This window comes from Cellulomonas sp. RIT-PI-Y (genome assembly GCF_025642745.1).
Lineage (GTDB): Bacteria > Actinomycetota > Actinomycetes > Actinomycetales > Cellulomonadaceae > Cellulomonas.
Genome location: NZ_JANZKP010000042.1, coordinates 1 through 19,528, shown reverse-complemented (window position 1 = coordinate 19,528; position 19,528 = coordinate 1). Strand labels below are relative to the sequence as shown.

Genomic DNA, 19,528 nt, shown 5'->3' with positions numbered 1-19,528 from the left:
CGCCGTGCTGCCCTCCGCCCTCCCGTCAGGAGCCCCGTCATGTCTCTCGTCGTCCTCGGCGCCACCGGCCGCACCGGTCAGGAAGTCGTCGCCCAGGCCCTCGACCGCGGCCTCGCCGTCACCGCGCTGGTCCGCCGCCGGGAGGGTCTCCCGGTCGAGCACGGACGGCTCCGGGTGGTGGTCGGCGACGCCCGCGACCCGGCCGTGATCGAGGACCTCCTGCCCGGCGCCGTCGGTGTGGTGTCGAGCCTCGGCATCCCGGCCGCCGGCCGCTCCCGGGCGGAGATCGACGACTCCCAGCGGGTCGACGTGTGCCGGGTGTCCACCGAGCTGCTGCTGGCGGCCATGCCCCGGCACGGCGTCCCGCACCTGGTCGCCATGAGCACCCACGGTGCGGGCGGCAGCAACGACGGCTCGCCCTACGTGCGCTGGCTGCGGGACCTGGTCGGTCACCGGGTGGAGGACAAGGACCGGATGGAGGAACTGCTCGCCGCGTACGGCGACGGCGAGGTCCGGTGGACCGTCCTGCGCAACCCCGCGATCTACGACGGCCCCCGGCGACCGCACGGGGTGCACGAGCGGATCGAGCTCGACCGGTCGTCCCGGATCACCTACGCCGACCTGGCGGCCTTCGCGATCGACGAGGCACTGACGCCTGAGCACTCCGGACGGTTCCTCACCCTGACCGAGCCGCTGCGTGGCGACGGGTTCGCTTCGTGATCGTCCTGACCGGCCACCCGGGGGAGCTGGACCGCCGCGAGCAGGTGGTCGAGGCGCTGCGTCGCTATGCGCAGGGCGTCGACCAACGCGTGCCCGCGCTCTACGACTCGGCCTTCGCGCCGGGCGCCGAGGTGGACGTGCCGGGCTGGCTGGCGCAGCCGGTGACCGCGGCGGAGTTCTGGGGGGTGCTGGCCGGGCGGTTCGACACGGCCCGGGTCTCCGGTCAGCACCTGCTGGCGAACACCCTGATCCGGACGCTGCCGGACCGGGACGGCGTCGCGCGGGTCCGGGCCGTGACCTCCTTCCTGGCCACCACCGTCGAACGGTCCACCGACGCCCCGGAGCCCGTCGACCAGCAGTCGGCGGCCGGGCTCTACATCGACGACCTCGTCCCGGTCGACGGCCGGTGGCTGATCACCCGGCACGTGATCGCCCGGGTCAGCGACGACGTCGCCGCCCTGCACTACACCGCCGAGCAGGTTCGCGCGGTGGCCGGCGCCGCCCACGACCCCGCCGTCGCGGTGCACGTGCCCACCACCCCCACCCCAGGAGAGCCCGTGACCGAGGACCTCAGCCCGCAGCTCCGCCGTCTGGTGGACCGGGCCGCCATCCAGGACGTCCTGCACGCCTACGCCCAGGCCCAGGACCAGAACCGCTGGGACCTGTTCGAGCGGGTCTTCACGGCCGACGCGGAGGTGGAGCTGCCGGGCACCGCGCTCGGGACCCTCTCCGCCGCCGCCCTGGGCCGGTTCCTCCGGGACGACTTCAACGCGACCCGGGTCTCCGGCCAGCACCTGATCGGGAACACGCTGATCGAGGTGGACGGCGACGCGGCGCGGTCCACCTCGGAGGTGCTGCACCTCACGCTGCAGCGCACCGACCGGCCGGGTGTCCTGCACCGCTCCCGGGGCACCGGTCTGTACGCGGACACCTGGCAGCGCACCGCCGACGGCTGGCGGATCGCCCACCGCGTCGCCACCCAGAAGCACCTGGAGGAGGACGACGTCAGCTATCCGGCCGACCTGCTCGCGACCATCGAGGCCGGTGCGGCGACCGACTGGTTCGAGGAGGGCGACCGATGAGGATCCTCCAGGTCGGGAGCACCGGGACCATCGGGTCGGCGGTCGCGGCGGCGCTCACCGCCCGCGGACACGACCTGGTCGTCGCCGACTTCCCCGCGATCGATCTGACCGAACCCGCCTCGGTCGCCGACCTGTGGCGCCGGGTCGGGGCCGTCGACGCCCTGGTCTGCACGGTCGGCACCCTGGAGCTCGCCCCGCTGCACGACCTCGAGCTCTCCCAGGTGGAGTCCTCGGTGCGGGGCAAGCTGCTCTCCCAGGTCGACCTGGTGCTACAGGGGCTGCCGCACCTCCGCGCCCCCGGTTCCGTGACCCTGGTCTCCGGGATCATGTCGCGGATCCCCTGGGCGGGCGGCGTCACCGCCGCGATCGCCAACGGCGGCATCGACGCGTTCGTCCGCGCGGTCGCCGCCGAACTCGGCGACGGGCGCCGGATCAACGCGGTCAGCCCGAGCATCGTCCAGGAGTCCATCGACGCGCTCGGCGGTGACAACCCCCTGCCCGGCCACGAGCCGGTCACCGCCGCCCGCGTCGCCCTCGCCTTCGTCCGCTCGGTCGAGGGCATCGAATCCGGCACCACGTTCCGCGTGGGCCACTGAGCACCCCCACCTCACCCCCTGGAGTCCGACCATGTCCCTGCGCTCCCTCCCGCTCCGGCGTCCGGTCCCGATCGTCGCCCTCACCGCCACCGCCCTGCTGCTGGCCGCCTGCTCCGGCGGCGAGACCGGCTCCGGCGGCGACACCCCCGGCACCGGCGGCTCGCTCACCTGGGCGATCGCCAGCGAGCCGTCCTGCTTCGCCCCCGCGTTCCACCAGCTGGTGTCCGACCGGGCGGTGCTGCGCAACCTGGTCGACTCCCTGGTGCACCAGGAGCAGGACGGCAGCTTCACACCGTGGCTCGCGTCCGGGTGGACGGTGTCGGACGACGGCACCACCTACACCTTCGACCTGCGGGACGACGTCACGTTCAGCGACGGCGCCGCGCTGGACGCCGCCGCGGTGCAGGCGAACTACGACTACGTCCGGGACGCCTCGCACGGGTCGACGTACGCGACGCTGCTGTCCTCGGTCACGGACATCACCGCGCCCGACGACCACACCCTGGTCCTGCAGCTGTCCGCCCCGGACACCTCGCTGCTGGACTCGCTCAGCTCGGTGGCACTGGGCATCGTCGACCCGGCCGGACTGGAGCTCGGCGACGGACTGTGCGACCCGACCACCGGGGACCTGTCCGGCACCGGACCGTTCACCGTCGCCGACTACAGCCGTGGCGACCACGTCGAGCTCGTCCGCAACGACGACTACGACTGGGCCCCAGAGAGCGCCGGCCACAGCGGCCCCGCCTACCTGGACTCGGTGACCTACAGCTTCCAGTCCGACGACGCGGGCCGGGTCGGGGCACTCCAGTCCGGTCAGGTCCAGGTCATCTCCGGAGTGCCGGCCCTGCAGGTCGCCGGGCTGGAGAGCGCCGGACTGACCTATCAGAACGGTCCGCGCACCGCCTCGACCTTCGGCTTCGTGGTCAACGCCGACCCGGCCAACGCGCCGTGGGACGACGTGCGCCTGCGCCAGGCGGTCCGCGACGGCTTCGACCTGGACGCCATCGTGCAGGCGGTCTACGCCGGTCAGGTCGACCGGGCCTGGTCCTGGGTCGGCCAGGACAGCGCCGGGTACGACGCGGACCTCGAGGGCGCCTGGGGCGACGACGTCGACGCGGCGAACGCGCTGCTGGACGAGGCGGGCTGGACCGAGCGGGACGCCGACGGCTACCGCACCCGGGACGGCGAGCGCCTCAGCCTGGCGGTCACCTACGACGCCGACTCGGTGCGCGATCAGCGCGACACCCTGATCGAGGCGGTGCAGGACCAGCTCAAGACGAACCTGGGCGTCGAGCTCGCGTTCAGCACCCCCACCTGGACCGAGGTGTCGGCGTCGATCGCCGACGGCAGCTGGTCGGTCTACCCGGCGACCTTCGGCAAGACCGACTACGCCAACTCGGTGCTCGGCACCTGGGCCGGGTACTTCTACGCGGCGGGCTCCTACCAGCCGACGGCGGCGGTCGAGGCGGCCACCACGGCGCTGACCGCCACCGACCACGCGGCCTACACGACCGCGATCGACGCGGTGCAGACCGACCTGGTGCTCGACGAGGCCGTCTTCATCCCGCTCACCGAGTCCACCTTCCAGGTCGCGACCGCCGCCGAGGTGCACGGGGCCGGCTTCGACCCGTCCAGCGGGACGCCGGACAGCGCCTACGGCGTGTGGCTCGGCCGGTCGTGACCGACACCGGCCGTGCGCTCCTGCGAGTCGTCCTGCGACGGCTCGCAGGGGCGCTGGTCGTCCTGTGGGCGGCCGTGACGGTGACCTTCGTCGGGCTGCGGGCGATGCCCGGCTCGGTGGAGGACGTGGTGCTGGGTGTGCACGCGAACGATCCCGGCCTGCGCGAGCAGGTCCGGGACGCGCTCGGGCTGGACCGCCCCGTGCTGGTGCAGTACCTCGACTTCCTGGCCGGTCTGGCCCGGGGCGACCTGGGCCGGTCCTACGTGCAGCGGACCGACGTGGCGGACCTGATCGGGTCCCAGATCGGTCCCACCGTGCAGCTCGCGGTGGCCGCGCTCCTGATCGCGGGGGTCACCGCCTGGCTGGTGGCGGTGCTGACCGTGGACCGGCCGCCGGCCTCGCTGCGGCTGCTGTCCGCGGTGGAGATGCTGGCGATCTGCGTGCCCACGTTCTGGGCGGGATCGCTGCTGCTCCTGCTGCTGTCCTACCGGTGGGGCTGGTTCCCGGCCGCCGGCGCGGGGAGTCCGTCCGCGCTGGTGCTCCCCGCCCTGACCCTCGCCCTGCCGATCGGCGGCATCCTCGGCCAGTTCCTGCGCGAGGAGGTGGCCCGCCGACAGCACGACCCGTTCGTGCTGTCCGCGCGGGCGCGCGGGATCAGCCCGCTCCGGCTGCGCACCGTGCACCTGGTCCCGCACGCGGCGGTCGCCTCGCTCACCCTCGCCGGGAACATGCTCGGCGCGCTGATCGGCGGTGCGGTGGTGGTGGAGACCGTCTTCGGGCGTCCCGGTCTGGGGCGGACCGCTCTCACCGCCGTCCAGGGCAAGGACATGCCGGTGCTGCTGGCCGTCGTGCTGATCGTGGCCGCTGCGTACGTGCTGGTCTCGGCGGTGGTGGACACCGCCGCGGTGCTGATCGACCCCCGGTTGCAGGAGGTGCGGCGATGACCTCGATCACGAGCGGGCGGGCCGTCGACCCACGGGCACGCCCCGCCTCGGCCCGCGGCCGGCGCTGGTGGACGCCCGGCACCGTGATCGCCGCGGGCGTCCTGACGCTGGTCGCCGCCGCCGTCCTGGCGCCGGGACTGCTGACCGGCGCCGATCCCCAGGCCACCGACCCGTCCGCCTCCTTGCAGGCACCGGGTGCCGCGCACTGGTTCGGCACCGACCAGCTCGGGCGGGACCTGTTCGCCCGGGTGGTGTACGGCGCCCGGTACTCGGTGACGATCGCCGTGCTGGCGGTGCTGATCGCCGTCGTGCTCGGCGCCCTGCTCGGTCTGATCGCCGGGCTGGGCCGGACCTGGGTGGACGACGTGGTCGCGCGGGTGCTGGACCTGATGTCCGCGTTCCCGAGCGTGCTGCTCGCCCTGGTGCTGGCCACCCTGCTCGGACCGGGGACGGTGACCCTGGCCGTCGCGGTCGGGGTGGCGTCGGCGCCCGGCTTCGGCCGTCTGGTCCGGCGGCAGACGATGGCGGTCCGGCACGCCGACTTCGTGCGGGCGGCGGTCACCTTCGGCCGGTCGCAAGGCCGGATCGTCGCCGAGCACGTCCTGCCGCACGTGCTCACGTCGGTGCTGCTGCTGGCGGCGATCGAGGTCGGCACGGCGCTGCTGACCGTTTCCGGGCTCAGCTTCGTCGGCCTCGGCCCCGAGCGCCCGGCACCGGAGTGGGGCGCGCTGCTGTCCGAGGGGCGTGAGGTGCTGACCCTGGCGTGGTGGCAGACCGTCTTCCCGGGGGCGGCCACCGTCGCCACCATCCTCGCCTTCACCGTGCTCGGCCGTCGGCTGCAGCGCGTCGTCTCCGCCCGAGGACTGACATGACCACTGTGCTGAGCGTGCGCGACCTCGCCCTCACCTACGCCGGGCCGACCGGGCCGGTGCCCGCTGTGCGGGGCGTCTCCTTCGACCTGGAGCCCGGCCGCTGCCTCGCCCTGGTCGGCGAGTCCGGATCGGGCAAGTCGACCATCGCCCGCGCGCTGCTGGGCCTGGCCGGCCCGGCCGCGACGGTGACCGCCACCGAGCTCACCGTGGACGGCGAGGACGGCCTGACGCTGACCGAGGCGGGTTGGCGCCGAGTGCGCGGCGACCGGGTCGGACTGGTGCTCCAGGACGCCCTGCAGTCGCTCGACCCGTTGCGCAGTGTGTCGCGCGAGGTCGCCGAGGCGCTGACCGCGCACCGCCGGATGCCCCGCCCTGAGCGGCGTCGGCGGGTGCTGGAGCTGCTGCGCGCGGCCGGGATCCCCGACCCCGAGCAGCGTGCCCGGCAGCACGCGCACGAACTGTCCGGCGGCCTGCGTCAGCGTGCTCTGATCGCGACCGCGATCGCCGCCGGCCCACGGGTGCTGATCGCCGACGAGCCGACCACCGCCCTGGACGTCACGGTCCAGCGCCAGGTCCTCGACCTGCTCGGCGGGCTGACCGCCGACGGGATGGCGCTGGTGCTGGTCAGCCACGACCTGGCCGTGGTGGCCGAGATCGCCGACCACGTCCTGGTGCTCCGGGACGGCGAGGTGGTGGAGGAGGGTCCGCCGCGACGGATCCTGCACGACCCCCGGCACCCGTACACCCGCGAACTGGTCGCGGCGCTGCCGGTCGACGCGCCACCCGCGCGCGAGGCCGAGGACCGACCTGAACCGCCGGTGCTGGCGGCCGAGCGGGTGTCGGTGACCTACCACCGGCCGGGTGGCGGGCGGCTGACCGCGCTGGACGACGTCAGCGTCCGGGTGGAACGCGGCCGGACCCTCGGGGTCGTGGGCGAGTCGGGGTCGGGGAAGTCCACGCTGCTGCGAGTGCTCCTCGGTCTCCAGGAGCCGGACGGCGGCGAGGTCACGTTGGACGGCGCGGCGTGGTCGGGTGTGCCGGAGCGTGCCCGGCGTCCGCGGCGTCCGCGGATGCAGATCGTGGCCCAGGACCCGCTGGCGGCCTTCGACCCGCGCTGGACGGTGCACCGGCTGCTGGGCGAGGCCCTGACCGGGGAGCGGGCGGCGCTCCGGGGGCCCGCACGCCGCGAGGTCCTGGTGGACGCGCTCACCGATGTCGGGCTCGGCCCCGACCTGCTGGACCGGTACCCGATCGCCCTGTCCGGCGGGCAGCGTCAGCGGGTGGCCATCGCCCGCGCGCTGGTCGCCGAGCCCGAGGTGCTGGTCTGCGACGAGGCGGTGTCCGCGCTCGACGTACTGGTGCAGGACCAGGTGCTCGCCCTGCTCGCCCGGCTGCAGCGCGAGCGGGGGCTGGCCCTCGTCTTCGTGTCCCACGATCTGGCCGTGATCCGGCAGATCAGCGACGAGGTGGTCGTGCTGCGCGAGGGCCGGGTGGTGGAGCGCGGCCCGGTGCAGACCGTGTGGGAGCACCCGGCTCATCCGTACAGCCGGCGGCTGCTGGCGGATCTGCCGACGGCGTTGAGCGGGACGGCGGGGTGAGCGGGACACACCGGGCGGCCGAGGCGGTGGCCGCGATCCTGACGGATGTCCCCGACCCGGTCGACGCCTGGGCCACGGAGGCATGGGCCGACGGGCTCGCGGTCCTGATCGCCGGGCTGCGCACCGAGGCGGCCGTCGCGGCGCGGCGGGTGGCGGCCCGGCATCCCGGTGCGGCTCCGGTGATCGGCACGGACCGTGGGGCGGACCCGGGGTGGGCGGCGGCGGCCGGTGCCACCGCGGCGTCGGCGCTCGACCTGGACGACGGGCACTACCGGGGCGGGGGGATCCATGCCGGGTCCACGGTCCTCCCGGTGCTGCTGGCCGGCCTGCCCCGGTCGACCCCGGTGGCGCTGGTCCGGCGCGCGCTGGTCGCGGGGTACGAGGTGGCCGCCCGGGTCGGATGGCTGGCGTCCCCGCAGGTGAGCGGGGCCGGCTACCGAGCCAGCGGGTATGCCGCGACGCACGGCGCGGCGGCGGCCCTGACCGCGGCCCGTGGCGGCACGGTGCCGCAGATCGCCCAGGCGTTGCGGCTGGCGGGGGCCTGGGCCCCGACCGCGCACCTGACGACGGCCGCGGCGCGCGAGGCGATCGGCTGGGCCGCTGCCACGGCCGTCGCGGTGGCCGAGACCGCGGTGGACCCCGGCGTCGGACCCGGCGAGGACGAGGGCGCGCCGCCGGTGGTGCCGGGGGCGCTCGACGTCGGGCCGGACGTCGAGCTGTCGCCCTGGACGGTCTGGGAGTGCCGGGACACCTACACCAAGCCCTACCCGTGCTGCCGTGCCGCGCACGCCGCGCTCGACGGGGTGCTGGAGCTGACCGCCTCAGGTCAGGGAGAGGGCCCGCCGGACCTGATCGAGGTCCGGGTGGTGCCCGGTGCCGCCGGTCTCACCGTCACGCGACCGAACGGTCTGATGCAGGCCCAGTTCGCGCTGCCGTTCCTGATCGCGGTGGCCGTGACGCACGGGGCGCCGGGGCTGCGTCGGCTGGGCGGTCCGGAGACCTCGGCGCTGCTCGCCGACCCCGGGGTGCGCACGATCGCCGACCGGGTCCGCGTGCTGCCGGACCCCGCACGGGAGTCCGCGGACCGCAACTATCCGGCCCACGTCACCGTGCACCGCTCCGGGCGCACCCTGACCCGGGACGCCCCGCACGCGCTGGGGTCGACGGCCCGCCCGCTCGGGGAGCAGGACCGTGCAGCGCGTCGACGGGAGCTGATCGGCGACGACGCCCGGTGCACCGCGCTGGAACGACTGGTGCGCGCCCCGGACGCGGTCCTGGGCGACGTCCTGGACCGCCTGCCGCACGGCTGAGACGGCCACCGAGGCGTGCGGGACGACCTGGGGGCGTGCGCCCCAGAAGTGCCCCGCCCCCGCACCGCGACCTGGTGCAGCGCGTTCGCGCCGGAGTGTGGCCTCGAGACCGGCGGCTCCGCGCCCCCGCGGTGACGACGGGGTGACCTGGGGACTTGCGCCCGAGGGCTCGGAGGGAGCATCCTTCCGCACCGAAGCATCCGCTTCAGGCCACAGGGTTGTTACTCCTCGGAGGCAAGATCAGTGGCCCGGCGCACGGTCCGTCCGTGTCCCCGGGTCTGGATCTCCCCCCTCCAGCGCCGGTGTCACGGTCTCCCGGCCCGGAGGACGACGTAGCCCCTCCTCGCCCGGCCCGCCCGCGCCGGTTCCGATCCCTCGACCGCCCCCCGGTCGAGCTGGATCCGCACCGCGACGTCGCGGTGCGGAGCGAGAGGAAGAGCCATGTACACCGAATTCGCTCGCGTCACCGTCGACGCGGTGGGCGGTCCCGAGAACATCCGGCACGTCACGCACTGCGCGACCCGCCTCCGGTTCCAGCTGGTCGACCCGGGTCAGGTCGACAAGCAGCGGATCGAGGCGCTGCCCCAGGCGGTCGGGATCATGGAGTCCCAGGGTCAGTTCCAGATCATCGTCGGGACCGACGTGCCGGACGCGTACCAGGCCGTCGCCGCGATCCCGGGCGTGCACTCCGACGAGTCCGAGGGCGACGCCCCCGCCCCGCGCGGCGGTCTGTCCAAGCGCGGCAAGGACGCCGCGAACGGCACCTGGTTCGACCGGCTGCTGGGGACCATCTCCGCGATCTTCACCCCGTACATCCCGGTGCTGGCCTCGGTCGGCATCATCAAGGGCCTGCTGGCCCTGTGCCTGCAGTTCGGCTGGCTGTCGGACACCTCGAACACCTACGCGATCCTGTCCGCCGCGGGCAACGCGATGCTCTACTTCTTCCCGATCCTGCTGGCCTTCACCGCGGCCCGGCAGTTCCGCGCCAACCCGTACATCGGTGCGACCATCGGTGCGGCGCTGATGGAGCCCAGCCTCACCGCGATCAACGTCACCGGTGAGCACCTGGACTTCCTGGGGATCCCGTTCGTCGGGCAGTCCTTCGCCAGCACCGTGCTGCCGATCCTGATCGGGATGTGGGCGTTCTCCTACCTGGAGCGCGGGCTGAAGAAGGTGCTGCCGCAGATCACCCACCTCCTGCTGGTGCCGGTGATCTCCCTGGTGGTGATGGTGCCGCTCATGCTGCTGGTGTTCGGCCCGATCGGGTTCGCGATCGCCAACGGTGTGGTCGAGGGCTACACCTGGCTGGTCCAGTACCCGATCATCCTCAGCACGATCTTCGGCGCGTTCTTCGTGTTCGTGATCGTGATCGGCGCGCACTGGCTGGTCACCCCGATCCTGCTCAGCATCCTGGCCGACCAGGGCAAGGAGTACGCCCTGGCCGCCGGCGGGATGGGCAACTACGCGATCCTCGGCGTGCTGCTGGCGGTGCTGGTGCTCACCAAGGACAAGGAGACCCGGACGGTCGCCGGGTCCGCGGCCTTCGTGAACGGCATCGCGGGGATCACCGAACCGGGTGTCTACGGCGTGATCGTGAAGAGCAAGAAGTACTTCATCTCGGTGATCGCCGGCGGTCTGGTCGGTGGTCTGATCTGCGGGATCTTCGACGTCTACGTCACCGCCTTCGCGTTCTCCGGCGTGCTGGGCGCCCCGGCGTTCCTGGCCTCGCCGCGGGCGGTGCCGTACTTCGTCGCGGTGTTCTTCTCCATCGCGGTGGCCTTCGTCGTGACGCTGCTGCTGGACCGGCGCGGCGCGGGCCGGGCCGAGGAGGCCGTGGCCGAGGCCGCGGTCACCCCGCAGGCCGCTGCGGCGCGCTGATCGTCCCGGGTGGTCCGGCCGCCCCCGCGCCGGACCACCCGTCACCCCCCTGCACGGAAGGCACCACCCATGGACTACCCGCACCTGTTCTCCCCGCTGCGGCTGAACCGCGTCACCACCAAGAACCGGATCGTGGCCACCCCGACCGGCGACTTCTTCGAGGACAAGGCGCTCGGCGGGGCCGGGATCGTGATCACCGGCCACGCCATCGTCGAGCCGGGCCGGTCCAGCTACGCCAGCCCCGACGAGCCGGACGTGTTCTTCAAGTACGAGGTCGAGGACACCCGCCGCCGGGTGCTCAAGGCGCACCAGGCCGGGGCCAAGGCGTCGCTGGAGATCTTCCACGGCGGGCTGCACGCCCGGGTGAAGGACTTCGCCCGGGGCCCGTCCAGCTTCGTGCGGGAGGACGGCGTCGAGGTCCGCGGCATGACCGAGGCGGACATGGAGGAGGTGCTGGAGCTGTGGGCGCGCTGCGTCCGCAACGCCCGGGAGCTCGGCTTCGACATGGTGTTCCTGCACTTCGGGCACGGGTGGCTTCCCGCGCAGTTCCTGTCCCCGCGGACCAACTTCCGCACCGACGAGTACGGCGGGTCGCTGGAGAACCGGGCGAGATTCCCGCTGCGCATCCTGCAGGCGGTGCGGGCCGCGGTCGGACCGGACTTCCCGGTGGACATGCGGATCAGCGCGGTGGAGTGGATGGAGAACTCGATCTCCTTCGAGGACACCCTGGCGTTCATCAAGCTCGCCGAGCCGTACCTCGACACCGTGCAGATCAGCGCGGGCGTGGACATCGGCATCCAGGGCAACGTGCACCTGGCCACGACCAACTTCGAGCAGCACATGCCCAACGTCGCCTGGGCCGCGCAGGTCAAGGCCAACGTCGGCATCCCGGTGAGCGTGGTCGGCGCGATCATGACCCCGGACGAGGCGGAGGAGATCATCGCCTCCGGCCTGGTCGACATGGTCGCGCTGGGCCGCCCGCTGATCGCCGACCCGGAGTGGCCGCGCAAGGCCCAGGAGGGTCGCGCGGACGAGATCGTGCCGTGCATCCGCTGCCTGCAGTGCTACCACATCAGCACCAACCGCCGGAACGTCGGCTGCTCGGTGAACCCGCGGTTCTGGAACGAGGAGTTCGTCCCGCGCACGCTCTCGATCACCCCGCGGCCGCGCCGCACCGTGGTGGTCGGCGGCGGGCCGGGCGGGATCACGGCCGCGCTCACCGCGGCCGAGCGCGGGCACGAGGTGGTGCTGATCGAGCGCGAGGAGGTGCTGGGCGGCCAGCTGCAGTACGTGGCCCGGGAGCACTACAAGCAGGACATCAAGGCGTACCTCGACTACCTGCTGCGCCGGATCGGGTCCAGCGCGGTCGACGTCCGGCTGCGCACCGAGGCCACCCCGGAGCTGGTCCGGGAGCTCGCCCCGGACGCACTGGTGATCGCGGTCGGCGCCACCGAGGTGGTCCCGCCGATCCCGGGCCTGGACCTGCCGCACGTGATGACCGGCAACCAGGCGATCCTGCGCGAGGCGGAGCTCGGGCAGCGGGTGGTCGTGGTCGGCGCGGGCGCGATCGGCACCGAGATCGGCCTGGAGCTGGCCCGGCTGCGCGGCAAGGACGTGACCATGGTCGACATCGGTCCGGTGTACGCCCCGCAGGGCAACACGCTGTACCGCGAGGCGCTGCGGCAGAAGATCGAGGACACCCCGACGCTGTCCTTCCAGCTGAGCAGCCGGTGCCTGGCGATCGACGCCGAGGGGGTCCGGGTCGCGGACGCCGACGGCGTGGAGCGGACGATCCCGGCCGACCACGTGGTGATCTCGGTCGGGATGCGGGCCCGGGCGGACCTGGCCGCGGAGTTCTACGGGATCACGCCGGAGACGGTGGTGGTCGGCGACTGTGTCCGGCCGCGGATCATCATGGACGCCGTGTTCGAGGGCCACACCTACGCGATGAACCTCTGAGGAAGGAACACCCCCCATGGCCCTCTTCGGCCGACGCAAGACCCTGACCGTCACCGGACCCACCGAGGTCGTCTCGCCCGTGACCGGCACCGTCGTCGCGCTCGCGGACTGCGGCGACCCCGCTTTCGCCGCCGGGCTGCTCGGCCCCGGCACCGCGGTCCGTCCCGACTCCGGCGAGGTGGTCTCCCCGGTCTCCGGTCAGGTGATCTCCGCCATGCCGCACGCCTACGGGGTGCGGGCCGCGGACGGCGCCGAGGTGCTGGTGCACATCGGCATCGACACCGTGACGCTCGGCGGCGCGCACTTCGTCCAGCGGGTCGAGGCCGGGGACACGGTCACCGCCGGTGCGCCGCTGGCCACCGTGGACCTGGCCGCGGTCGAGGCCGCGGGGCTGTCCACCACCGTGATGGTCGTCGTGCCCAACGCCGACGCGGTCGGCCCGGTCGAGGTCGCCGCACCCGGCCCGGTCACCGCCGGGACGACCGTGCTCACCGTGCGGTCGTGAGGATTCACCTGCCCGGGTCGGTCGGATCCCGACCCGACTCGGAGACGATGTCCCGGACGACGGCGTCCGGGTCGGGAGGACGGGAAGACGCATGCGGGTCAAGCAGGTCCTGAACAACAGCGTGGTGCTCGGGGTCGACGACAACGGCACCGAGGTGATCATGCTCGGGCCCGGTCTCGGGTTCCGCTCGCACCCCGGCGCCGAGGTCGACCCCGCCGGGGTGCAGCGCACCTTCGTGCCGGACGGCATCGGATCGCTGGAGCGGTTGGCCGCGATGGTCGAGGAGATCTCGATCGAGGCGGTCGCCGCCTCGGAGGAGGTGATGCGGATCGGCCGCGAGCGCCTGGGCAGCTACGTCACCGCCCGGGTGCTGATCCCGCTGGCCGACCACATCGGCTTCGCGCTGCGGCGTACCCAGGACGGGACAGCGAGCGAGTACCCGCTGCGCTCCGAGCTCTCCTACCTCTACCCGGCCGAGCTCGCCTACGGCCGGGAGGCGCTGGACATCATCGAGCGGCGCACCGGCGTCCGGCTGCCTGCCTCCGAGGCGGTGCCGATCGCGATGCACTTCGTCAACGCGCAGTACGGCTCGGACGACATGCGCGAGTACATCCGGCTGACCTCCGCGCTGGAACAGATCCTGCGGATCATCGAGGAGGAGTACGGCATCCGGTACGACGAGGGATCGGTGGAGGTGGCGCGATTCATCACCCACCTGCGGTTCCTGTTCGTCCGGGCCCGGCTGCACGACACCGACCCGGAGGTCCCGATCGTCGGGCGCCCGGCCGGTGACGCGGACGCGCTGCTGGAAGCGGTCCGGGCGAGCAAGCCGCGGCAGTACGCCTCCGCGGTCCGGATCGGCGAGCTGCTCGCCGAGCTCTTCGACTGGGCGGTCGATCAGGACGAACTGCTCTACCTGAGCCTGCACGTGGCCCGGCTCACCGCGGCCGCGACGACCCCGCGCTAGCACGGGACTCCCGCCGGACGGGGCGGGCGGCCGAGGTGCGGCAGCCCGTCCGGTCCCGCACGACCTGCCCCCCGCATGTCGGCGCACCGGCCTAGCCTGGACCCATGCCCGAAGGTCACACCGTCCACCGCATCGCCCGCCAGTTCGCCCGTGACTTCGTCGGACACCGGCTGGCGGTGAGCTCCCCGCAGGGACGGTTCGCGACCGGCGCGGCGCTGATCGACGGACGGGAGCTGATCGGGTCGGCGGCGGTCGGCAAGCAGCTCTTCCTGACCTTCGAGGGCGATCTCACCCTGCGGGTGCACCTCGGGCTGTACGGCGCGTGGGACTTCCTCGGCGCGGTGTCGCCGTTGGACGAGGGGTCGACCGTGGTGGCGAGCATGGGGGCGCCCCGGGTCCGGCGCCGGATGGGCGAGGGCGAGCTGGCCGCGGAGCTGGACGCGGCGGACTTCCCGCCGGAGCCGGTGGGCCAGGTGCGGGTGCGGCTGGCGACCGGGTCGACCGTCGCGGACCTGCGGGGGCCGACCGCCTGCGAGGTGCTCGATCCGGTCGCGGCGGCGGCGGTGCTGGACCGGTTGGGCCCGGACCCGGCGGTCGAGTCGGACGTGCAGGGCGGCGACGGCGACCCGGGCGCCCGGGTGGTGCGGGCGGTGACCGCCCGTCGCACGCCGGTCGGGCAGCTCCTGATGGACCAAGCGGTGGTCGCCGGGATCGGGAACATCTACCGGGCCGAGCTGCTGTTCCGGGCCCGGTTGGACCCGCACACCCCGGGCCGGGCGGTCCCGGCCGAGACCCTGCGGGCGATCTGGGACGACTGGGCGGTGCTGCTGGAGGACGGGATCCGCACCGGGGTGATGCTCACCCGGGAGGACCTGGACGCCGAGGGCCGGTCGGCCGCGCTGCTCGACCCGTCGCTGCGGCACTGGGTCTACGGCCGCGCGGGCGAGCCGTGCCGGGTGTGCGGCACCCCGGTGGTGGTGGAGGAGATGGCCGGCCGGAAGCTGTACCACTGCCCGGTCTGCCAGCGCTGAACGCTCAGGGGGTGCGGACCATCGGGACGTGCGGGATGCCGTCCTCGTCGTAGGTCGCGCCGTCCCGCACGAACCCGTACCGGCCGTACCAGTGCTCCAGGTGCTCCTGGGCGTGCAGGTGGATGGTCGCGGCGGGGCCGCACAGCTCGATCCCGCGTTCCAGGAGCCCACCGGCGACCCGTCGACCGCGCGCGGCCTGCGAGGTCGCGACCCGGCCGATCGCGGGGGTGTCCGATCCGTGGCGCAGCACCCGGATGCAGCCGAGCACCTCGCCGTCCTCCTCGGTCCAGACCTGGAGGGTGTCGGCCAGCAGATCCTGGCCGTCCAGCTCCGGGTAGGGACAGGTCTGCTCGACGACGAACACGTCGACCCGGAGCTTCAGCAGGGCGTACAGCTCGGTCGCGCTGATCTGGTCCGGGCGGCGGACGACGGTGCGGAGGGTCACCGGGGCAGCCTAGGCGGCCCTCATTCCAGCTCGAAGTCGGCGACCAGCCGCTGATCGACCTTCTGCTCGCCGACCGGCAACGGCACCGACAGCACGTTCCCACGGCTGGGCAGCGGGCAGGCCCAGGCCGGGTCGTAGGCGCAGGACGGGTTGTACGCGAAGTTGAAGTCGATGATCAGGCCGCCGTCGACCGCCCGGCCGAGGTCCGCGCCCTTCACGGTGTCCAGCAGGTACCGGCCCCCGCCGTAGGTGCTCCGGTTGCTGGTCGCGTCCTTGACCGGCACGAAGATCCCACCGCCGTAGGTGCGCAGCGCCCACACCGCCAGGGTGCCGAGGTCGCCCACCTCCACCTTGCCGACCCGGTCGAAGGGCACCACGCCGTCGGTGCCGGTCGCGACCTCCATCCGCTGCGGGAGGGTGGCGCGGACCCGCAGCTTGAACCGGTAGGCCGGGTCGTAGGGTGCGACGTCCAGCCCGATGAACACCGCCTTGGCCGCCGGGTGCAGCGGGGAAGCCGCGTGGTCGGCGAACAGGTCGTTGCGCTGCTCGACCCAGTGCGCGTGCGCGGCGGCCGGGTCGTCGACGGCGATCTCCCGCACCCGGGCGTACATCTGCGCCACCCGGCGTCGCCAGTCCGCCACGGCGAGGGCGTCGAGGGCCTGGCCGAGCGGAGTCACCATGACCCCAGCCTGTCATGCCGACGGCAGGGTTTCATCCGTTCCGGTCGAGGCGTCGCAGCGCGCGCACCTCGCGCACCACCACCGCGGCGCAGATCAGCGCACCGAGCCAGGCCCAGGTCCGGCCGCGCAGCGCCGCGCCGAGGCACACCAGGGTGAGCAGCCCGGCGCCGACCACGACGGCGAGGCTGGACCAGCGGATGCGGCTGCGCACCGGGCGACCGTACCGCCTCGACGTGAAAGGCTCGGGACATGGACCTGAGGATCTTCACCGAACCGCAGCAGGGCGCGACCTACGACGACCTGCTCACCGTCGCCCGAGCCACCGAGGAGCTGGGCTTCGACGCCTTCTTCCGCTCGGACCACTACCTGTCGATGGGCGGGGAGGGTCTGCCCGGCCCTACCGACGCGTGGACCACGCTGGCCGGTCTGGCGCGGGAGACCAGCCGGATCAAGCTCGGCACCCTGGTGACCTCCGCGACCTTCCGGCACCCCGGGGTGCTCGCGATCCAGGTCGCCCAGGTCGACCAGATGTCCGGCGGCCGGGTGGAGCTCGGGCTCGGGGCGGGCTGGTTCGCGGAGGAGCACTCCGCCTACGGCATCCCGTTCCCGGCCAAGCGCTTCGGCCCGCTCACCGAGCAGCTCGAGGTGATCACCGGCCTGTGGGGCACCCCGGTCGGCGAGCGGTTCAGCTACGAGGGCGAGCACTACACCCTGGTCAACAGCCCCGCGCTGCCCAAGCCGGTGCAGACCTCGCCGATCGACCCGTCCCGTGCCGGGGTGCCGGTGATCGTCGGCGGTCTCGGACCCAAGAAGACCCCGGCGCTCGCGGCCCGGTTCGCCACCGAGTTCAACCTCTCCTTCCCCGCGCTGGACCAGATCGGGGAGAAGCTGGACGGCGTCCGCGCCGCGTGCCGGGAGATCGGCCGTGACCCGGGGTCGATCATCATGTCCTCCGCGCTCGTGCTGGTCGCGGGCAAGGACGACGCCGAGGTCGACCGCCGGGCCGCCGCGATCGGCCGTGACCCCCTGGAGGTCCGTGGAGTCGGCATCGCCGGCACCCCGACCGCGATCGTCGACCGGCTCGGTGCGCTGGCCGAACTCGGGGTGAGCCGGGTCTATCTGCAGGTCCTCGATCTGCACGACCTGGACCACCTGGAGCTGGTGGCCTCCGAGGTCATGCCGCAGCTGGGCTGACACCGCACCACCGGGCCGCGCACCGCGTCGGTGTGCGGCCCGGCCGGGTGCGAGCGAGGATCGGGGTGGCCGAACAGTGGGAGGACGACGCGGTGAGTGACACCAACGGGCCGGACCGGGCACAGGATCCGACCGGTGCCGCCGGGGCGGGGGAGCCCCGGCACGACGGCTCCGCCATCCCCGGCTACCAGCCGCCGCCGGCGCCCTCCCCCGGGACACCGGGTCAGGGGTTCCCGCCGGCGACGGGTCCGGGTCCGGGTCACCCGCCTGCGCCCGGATCCTCCCCCGCGCCCGGCCCCGTGGCGCCGCCCACCGGTGGCCCGCCGCCGTATCCGCCCGGGTACGCCGCGCCGGGATACGCCCCGCCCGGATACCCGCAGCCCGGCGCGGTGCCCGGCTACCCGGTCCAGCCCCCGCCCTCGACCGGAGTGCTGCCCTGGGCGCTCGGCCTGATCGCGCTGTTCCCGATCCCGTTCGTGGGCTCGCTCGCCGCGGGCATCGCGATGATCGTCGCCGCGCGCACCCCGCGGCAGCAGGCGCCGACCGCGCGGGAGAACGCCAACCGCGCCGCCAACTGGGGCCTGACCTACCTGATCGCCACCGTGCTGCTGGTCGGCGGGCACTTCAGCGTGCTGTTCGTCGCGCACGAGATCCACGGGTTCTTCCCGTTCGGCCTCATCATCCTGAGCTGGCTCGCGGTCAGCGTCGTGCACGTGGTGTTCTCGATCGTGGGTTGGGTGCAGGCGAGCCAGGGACGACGGGTCGCGGTGACCGGGTTGCCGGTCTTCCGCTGACCCCGGGACCTCCGTCGGCTCCGGTCAGTCAGCGGAGGCGAAGTCCTGGGGCACCCGCGCCATGCGCCACAGGTCCCGCACCACCACGACCAGCGTCACGACCAGCAGGACGTTCCGCGCCACCAGCAGCAGCGAGGCGCCGACCACTCCCGCGGTGATCGCGTCGTAGGCGATCGGGAACACCCACTGGGTGAGCCCGGCGATCGCGAGGACCAGGACGGCGGTGGTGCGCCACGCCCGGACCGGCTCCCGGCCGGGACGTGCCAGACCGATCACCACCGGCCCGGCCAGCCAGCCGATGAACTGCGGCGAGCCGACCTTGTTTGCGATGATCAGCACCAGGGCGATCAGCAGCGCACCACGGGCCAGGAAGGCGGCGTGGTCCAGTCGATCGCCCGCGCGCAGCCGCACCCGGAGCAGGAGAGCGGTGGCGGCGGCCAGGGCGAGGGGCAGCGCCACGCCGAGCAGCGCGGCCATGGTCGAGGTGCCCGGCCCGACGATCTCCCAGGTGATGATCTCGTCGTTCATCCAGATCCGGACGCCGCCGTCGACCAGGCCGCGCAGCACCCAGGCGGTCGCGGCGACCGACTCCAGCTGGAGCCCGCGCTCGCCCTGCTCGCCGAGGAAGCTGAACAGGTGGGACAGCCCGCCCCCGGCGGCGACGATCCCGGCGACCACCACGCACACCGCGGCGGCGGGGAGCACCACATGCCGCCAGGGCCGGCGCACGATCAGCACCAGCGGCAGGAGCAGGGCGCCGGGAGCCACCTTGACCCAGGCGCCGAAGGTCAGCAGCGCCGAGGCGACCGCGGGGCGCCGGAGCGCGAGCGCCAGCGCGGTGACCACGATCGGGGCGACGACCGCGTCCAGGCGGCCGACGGACACCGGGCCGAGCAGCAGGATAAAGCCGAGCCACCACCAGACCCCGAGCATCGGACCGACCGAGTGCGGTTCCCGCGGGAGGGCGCGGCCGACCCGGAGCAGCGTCCAGGCGGCGAGGGCGTTCAGTGCGGTGATCAGCAGGGTCCAGGCGACCGCGTAGGTGCGGGTGTCCCAGGTGTCGACGAATCCGGGCAGCAGCATCGGCAGGATCGCGCCGGCCGGGTAGACCCAGTCGCCGTCCAGCACCGGCCAGATGCCCTGGTGCAGGCCCTGCCACATCCACCAGCGGTAGAGGTCGACGTCCCAGAAGGCCCGGGTCGGGATGATCACGGTGCCGACCAGGCCGATCCACAGGTGCACCGCGGCGAACGCGCCGATCAGGACGGCCCG

The 19,528-nt window shown here is 73.6% G+C and carries 19 protein-coding genes; 15 read left to right on the top strand and 4 right to left on the bottom strand.

What is annotated here, in order from left to right; genetic code table 11:
• The first annotated feature begins 39 nt into the window (after positions 1 to 39).
• The 13 genes from OGL89_RS12750 (at position 40) to OGL89_RS12690 (ending at position 15,143) form a co-directional block, all read left to right on the top strand.
• The gene (locus OGL89_RS12750) at positions 40 to 720 is read left to right on the top strand and encodes an NAD(P)H-binding protein (RefSeq protein ID WP_263120529.1); all 681 of its coding nucleotides are present in this window, start codon (positions 40 to 42) and stop codon (positions 718 to 720) included.
• A complete protein-coding gene (locus tag OGL89_RS12745) occupies positions 717 to 1,802 on the top strand; it encodes a nuclear transport factor 2 family protein (RefSeq protein ID WP_263120528.1) in 1,086 nt (361 codons plus the stop codon). Before OGL89_RS12750 ends, OGL89_RS12745 begins: the two co-directional genes overlap by 4 nt.
• Positions 1,799 to 2,398 (top strand): short chain dehydrogenase, encoded by a 600-nt coding sequence (locus tag OGL89_RS12740; RefSeq protein ID WP_263120527.1) that lies wholly within the window; start codon positions 1,799 to 1,801, stop codon positions 2,396 to 2,398. Before OGL89_RS12745 ends, OGL89_RS12740 begins: the two co-directional genes overlap by 4 nt.
• Before the next feature lie 31 nt (positions 2,399 to 2,429).
• Positions 2,430 to 4,079, top strand: a complete 1,650-nt coding sequence (locus OGL89_RS12735; RefSeq protein WP_263120526.1) for an ABC transporter substrate-binding protein — start codon at positions 2,430 to 2,432, stop codon at positions 4,077 to 4,079.
• Positions 4,076 to 5,023: an ABC transporter permease gene (locus OGL89_RS12730; protein ID WP_263120525.1), complete on the top strand. Its 948-nt coding sequence runs from the start codon at positions 4,076 to 4,078 to the stop codon at positions 5,021 to 5,023. The genes OGL89_RS12735 and OGL89_RS12730 overlap by 4 nt, the downstream gene beginning before the upstream one ends.
• Positions 5,020 to 5,895: an ABC transporter permease gene (locus OGL89_RS12725; RefSeq protein ID WP_263120524.1), complete on the top strand. Its 876-nt coding sequence runs from the start codon at positions 5,020 to 5,022 to the stop codon at positions 5,893 to 5,895. The genes OGL89_RS12730 and OGL89_RS12725 overlap by 4 nt, the downstream gene beginning before the upstream one ends.
• Entirely contained in the window at positions 5,892 to 7,493 is a 1,602-nt protein-coding gene (locus tag OGL89_RS12720) for an ABC transporter ATP-binding protein (RefSeq protein WP_263120523.1), read from the top strand. The genes OGL89_RS12725 and OGL89_RS12720 overlap by 4 nt, the downstream gene beginning before the upstream one ends.
• On the top strand, positions 7,490 to 8,803 hold the full coding sequence (locus tag OGL89_RS12715) for an MmgE/PrpD family protein (protein WP_263120522.1): 1,314 nt from the start codon (positions 7,490 to 7,492) through the stop codon (positions 8,801 to 8,803). Before OGL89_RS12720 ends, OGL89_RS12715 begins: the two co-directional genes overlap by 4 nt.
• A gap of 441 nt (positions 8,804 to 9,244) precedes the next feature.
• Positions 9,245 to 10,681: a PTS transporter subunit EIIC gene (locus OGL89_RS12710; RefSeq protein ID WP_263120521.1), complete on the top strand. Its 1,437-nt coding sequence runs from the start codon at positions 9,245 to 9,247 to the stop codon at positions 10,679 to 10,681.
• A gap of 69 nt (positions 10,682 to 10,750) precedes the next feature.
• Positions 10,751 to 12,640 carry an FAD-dependent oxidoreductase gene (locus tag OGL89_RS12705; protein WP_263120520.1) on the top strand — a complete coding sequence of 630 codons (1,890 nt, stop codon included), beginning with the start codon at positions 10,751 to 10,753 and terminating at the stop codon, positions 12,638 to 12,640.
• Positions 12,641 to 12,656: 16 nt separating this feature from the next.
• Positions 12,657 to 13,145, top strand: a complete 489-nt coding sequence (locus OGL89_RS12700) for a PTS glucose transporter subunit IIA (protein WP_263120519.1) — start codon at positions 12,657 to 12,659, stop codon at positions 13,143 to 13,145.
• A 91-nt stretch (positions 13,146 to 13,236) separates the two neighbouring features.
• Complete coding sequence (locus OGL89_RS12695) at positions 13,237 to 14,112, top strand: PRD domain-containing protein (protein ID WP_263120518.1); 876 nt, start codon at positions 13,237 to 13,239, stop codon at positions 14,110 to 14,112.
• A 104-nt stretch (positions 14,113 to 14,216) separates the two neighbouring features.
• Positions 14,217 to 15,143, top strand: a complete 927-nt coding sequence (locus tag OGL89_RS12690; protein ID WP_263120517.1) for a DNA-formamidopyrimidine glycosylase family protein — start codon at positions 14,217 to 14,219, stop codon at positions 15,141 to 15,143.
• A 4-nt stretch (positions 15,144 to 15,147) separates the two neighbouring features.
• On the opposite strand, the gene OGL89_RS12685 is transcribed toward OGL89_RS12690, so the two are convergent.
• From OGL89_RS12685 to OGL89_RS12675, 3 genes are read right to left on the bottom strand one after another with little or no spacing between them, the layout of a single operon-like run.
• On the bottom strand, positions 15,148 to 15,588 hold the full coding sequence (locus tag OGL89_RS12685; RefSeq protein WP_263120516.1) for a GNAT family N-acetyltransferase: 441 nt from the start codon (positions 15,586 to 15,588) through the stop codon (positions 15,148 to 15,150).
• A gap of 20 nt (positions 15,589 to 15,608) precedes the next feature.
• Complete coding sequence (locus tag OGL89_RS12680; protein WP_263120515.1) at positions 15,609 to 16,268, bottom strand: DUF1684 domain-containing protein; 660 nt, start codon at positions 16,266 to 16,268, stop codon at positions 15,609 to 15,611.
• Positions 16,269 to 16,299: 31 nt separating this feature from the next.
• On the bottom strand, positions 16,300 to 16,479 hold the full coding sequence (locus OGL89_RS12675; RefSeq protein ID WP_263120514.1) for a hypothetical protein: 180 nt from the start codon (positions 16,477 to 16,479) through the stop codon (positions 16,300 to 16,302).
• Positions 16,480 to 16,517: 38 nt separating this feature from the next.
• Between OGL89_RS12675 and OGL89_RS12670 the strand changes: the two genes are divergently transcribed.
• Together OGL89_RS12670 and OGL89_RS17205 are read left to right on the top strand one after the other, a co-directional pair.
• A complete protein-coding gene (locus OGL89_RS12670; protein WP_263120513.1) occupies positions 16,518 to 17,462 on the top strand; it encodes an LLM class F420-dependent oxidoreductase in 945 nt (314 codons plus the stop codon).
• Positions 17,463 to 17,554: 92 nt separating this feature from the next.
• Positions 17,555 to 18,256 carry a DUF4870 domain-containing protein gene (locus OGL89_RS17205; protein ID WP_263120512.1) on the top strand — a complete coding sequence of 234 codons (702 nt, stop codon included), beginning with the start codon at positions 17,555 to 17,557 and terminating at the stop codon, positions 18,254 to 18,256.
• Positions 18,257 to 18,280: 24 nt separating this feature from the next.
• On the opposite strand, the gene OGL89_RS12660 is transcribed toward OGL89_RS17205, so the two are convergent.
• On the bottom strand, positions 18,281 to 19,528 hold a 1,248-nt coding region (locus OGL89_RS12660; protein WP_346770712.1), incomplete at its 5' end, for a glycosyltransferase 87 family protein.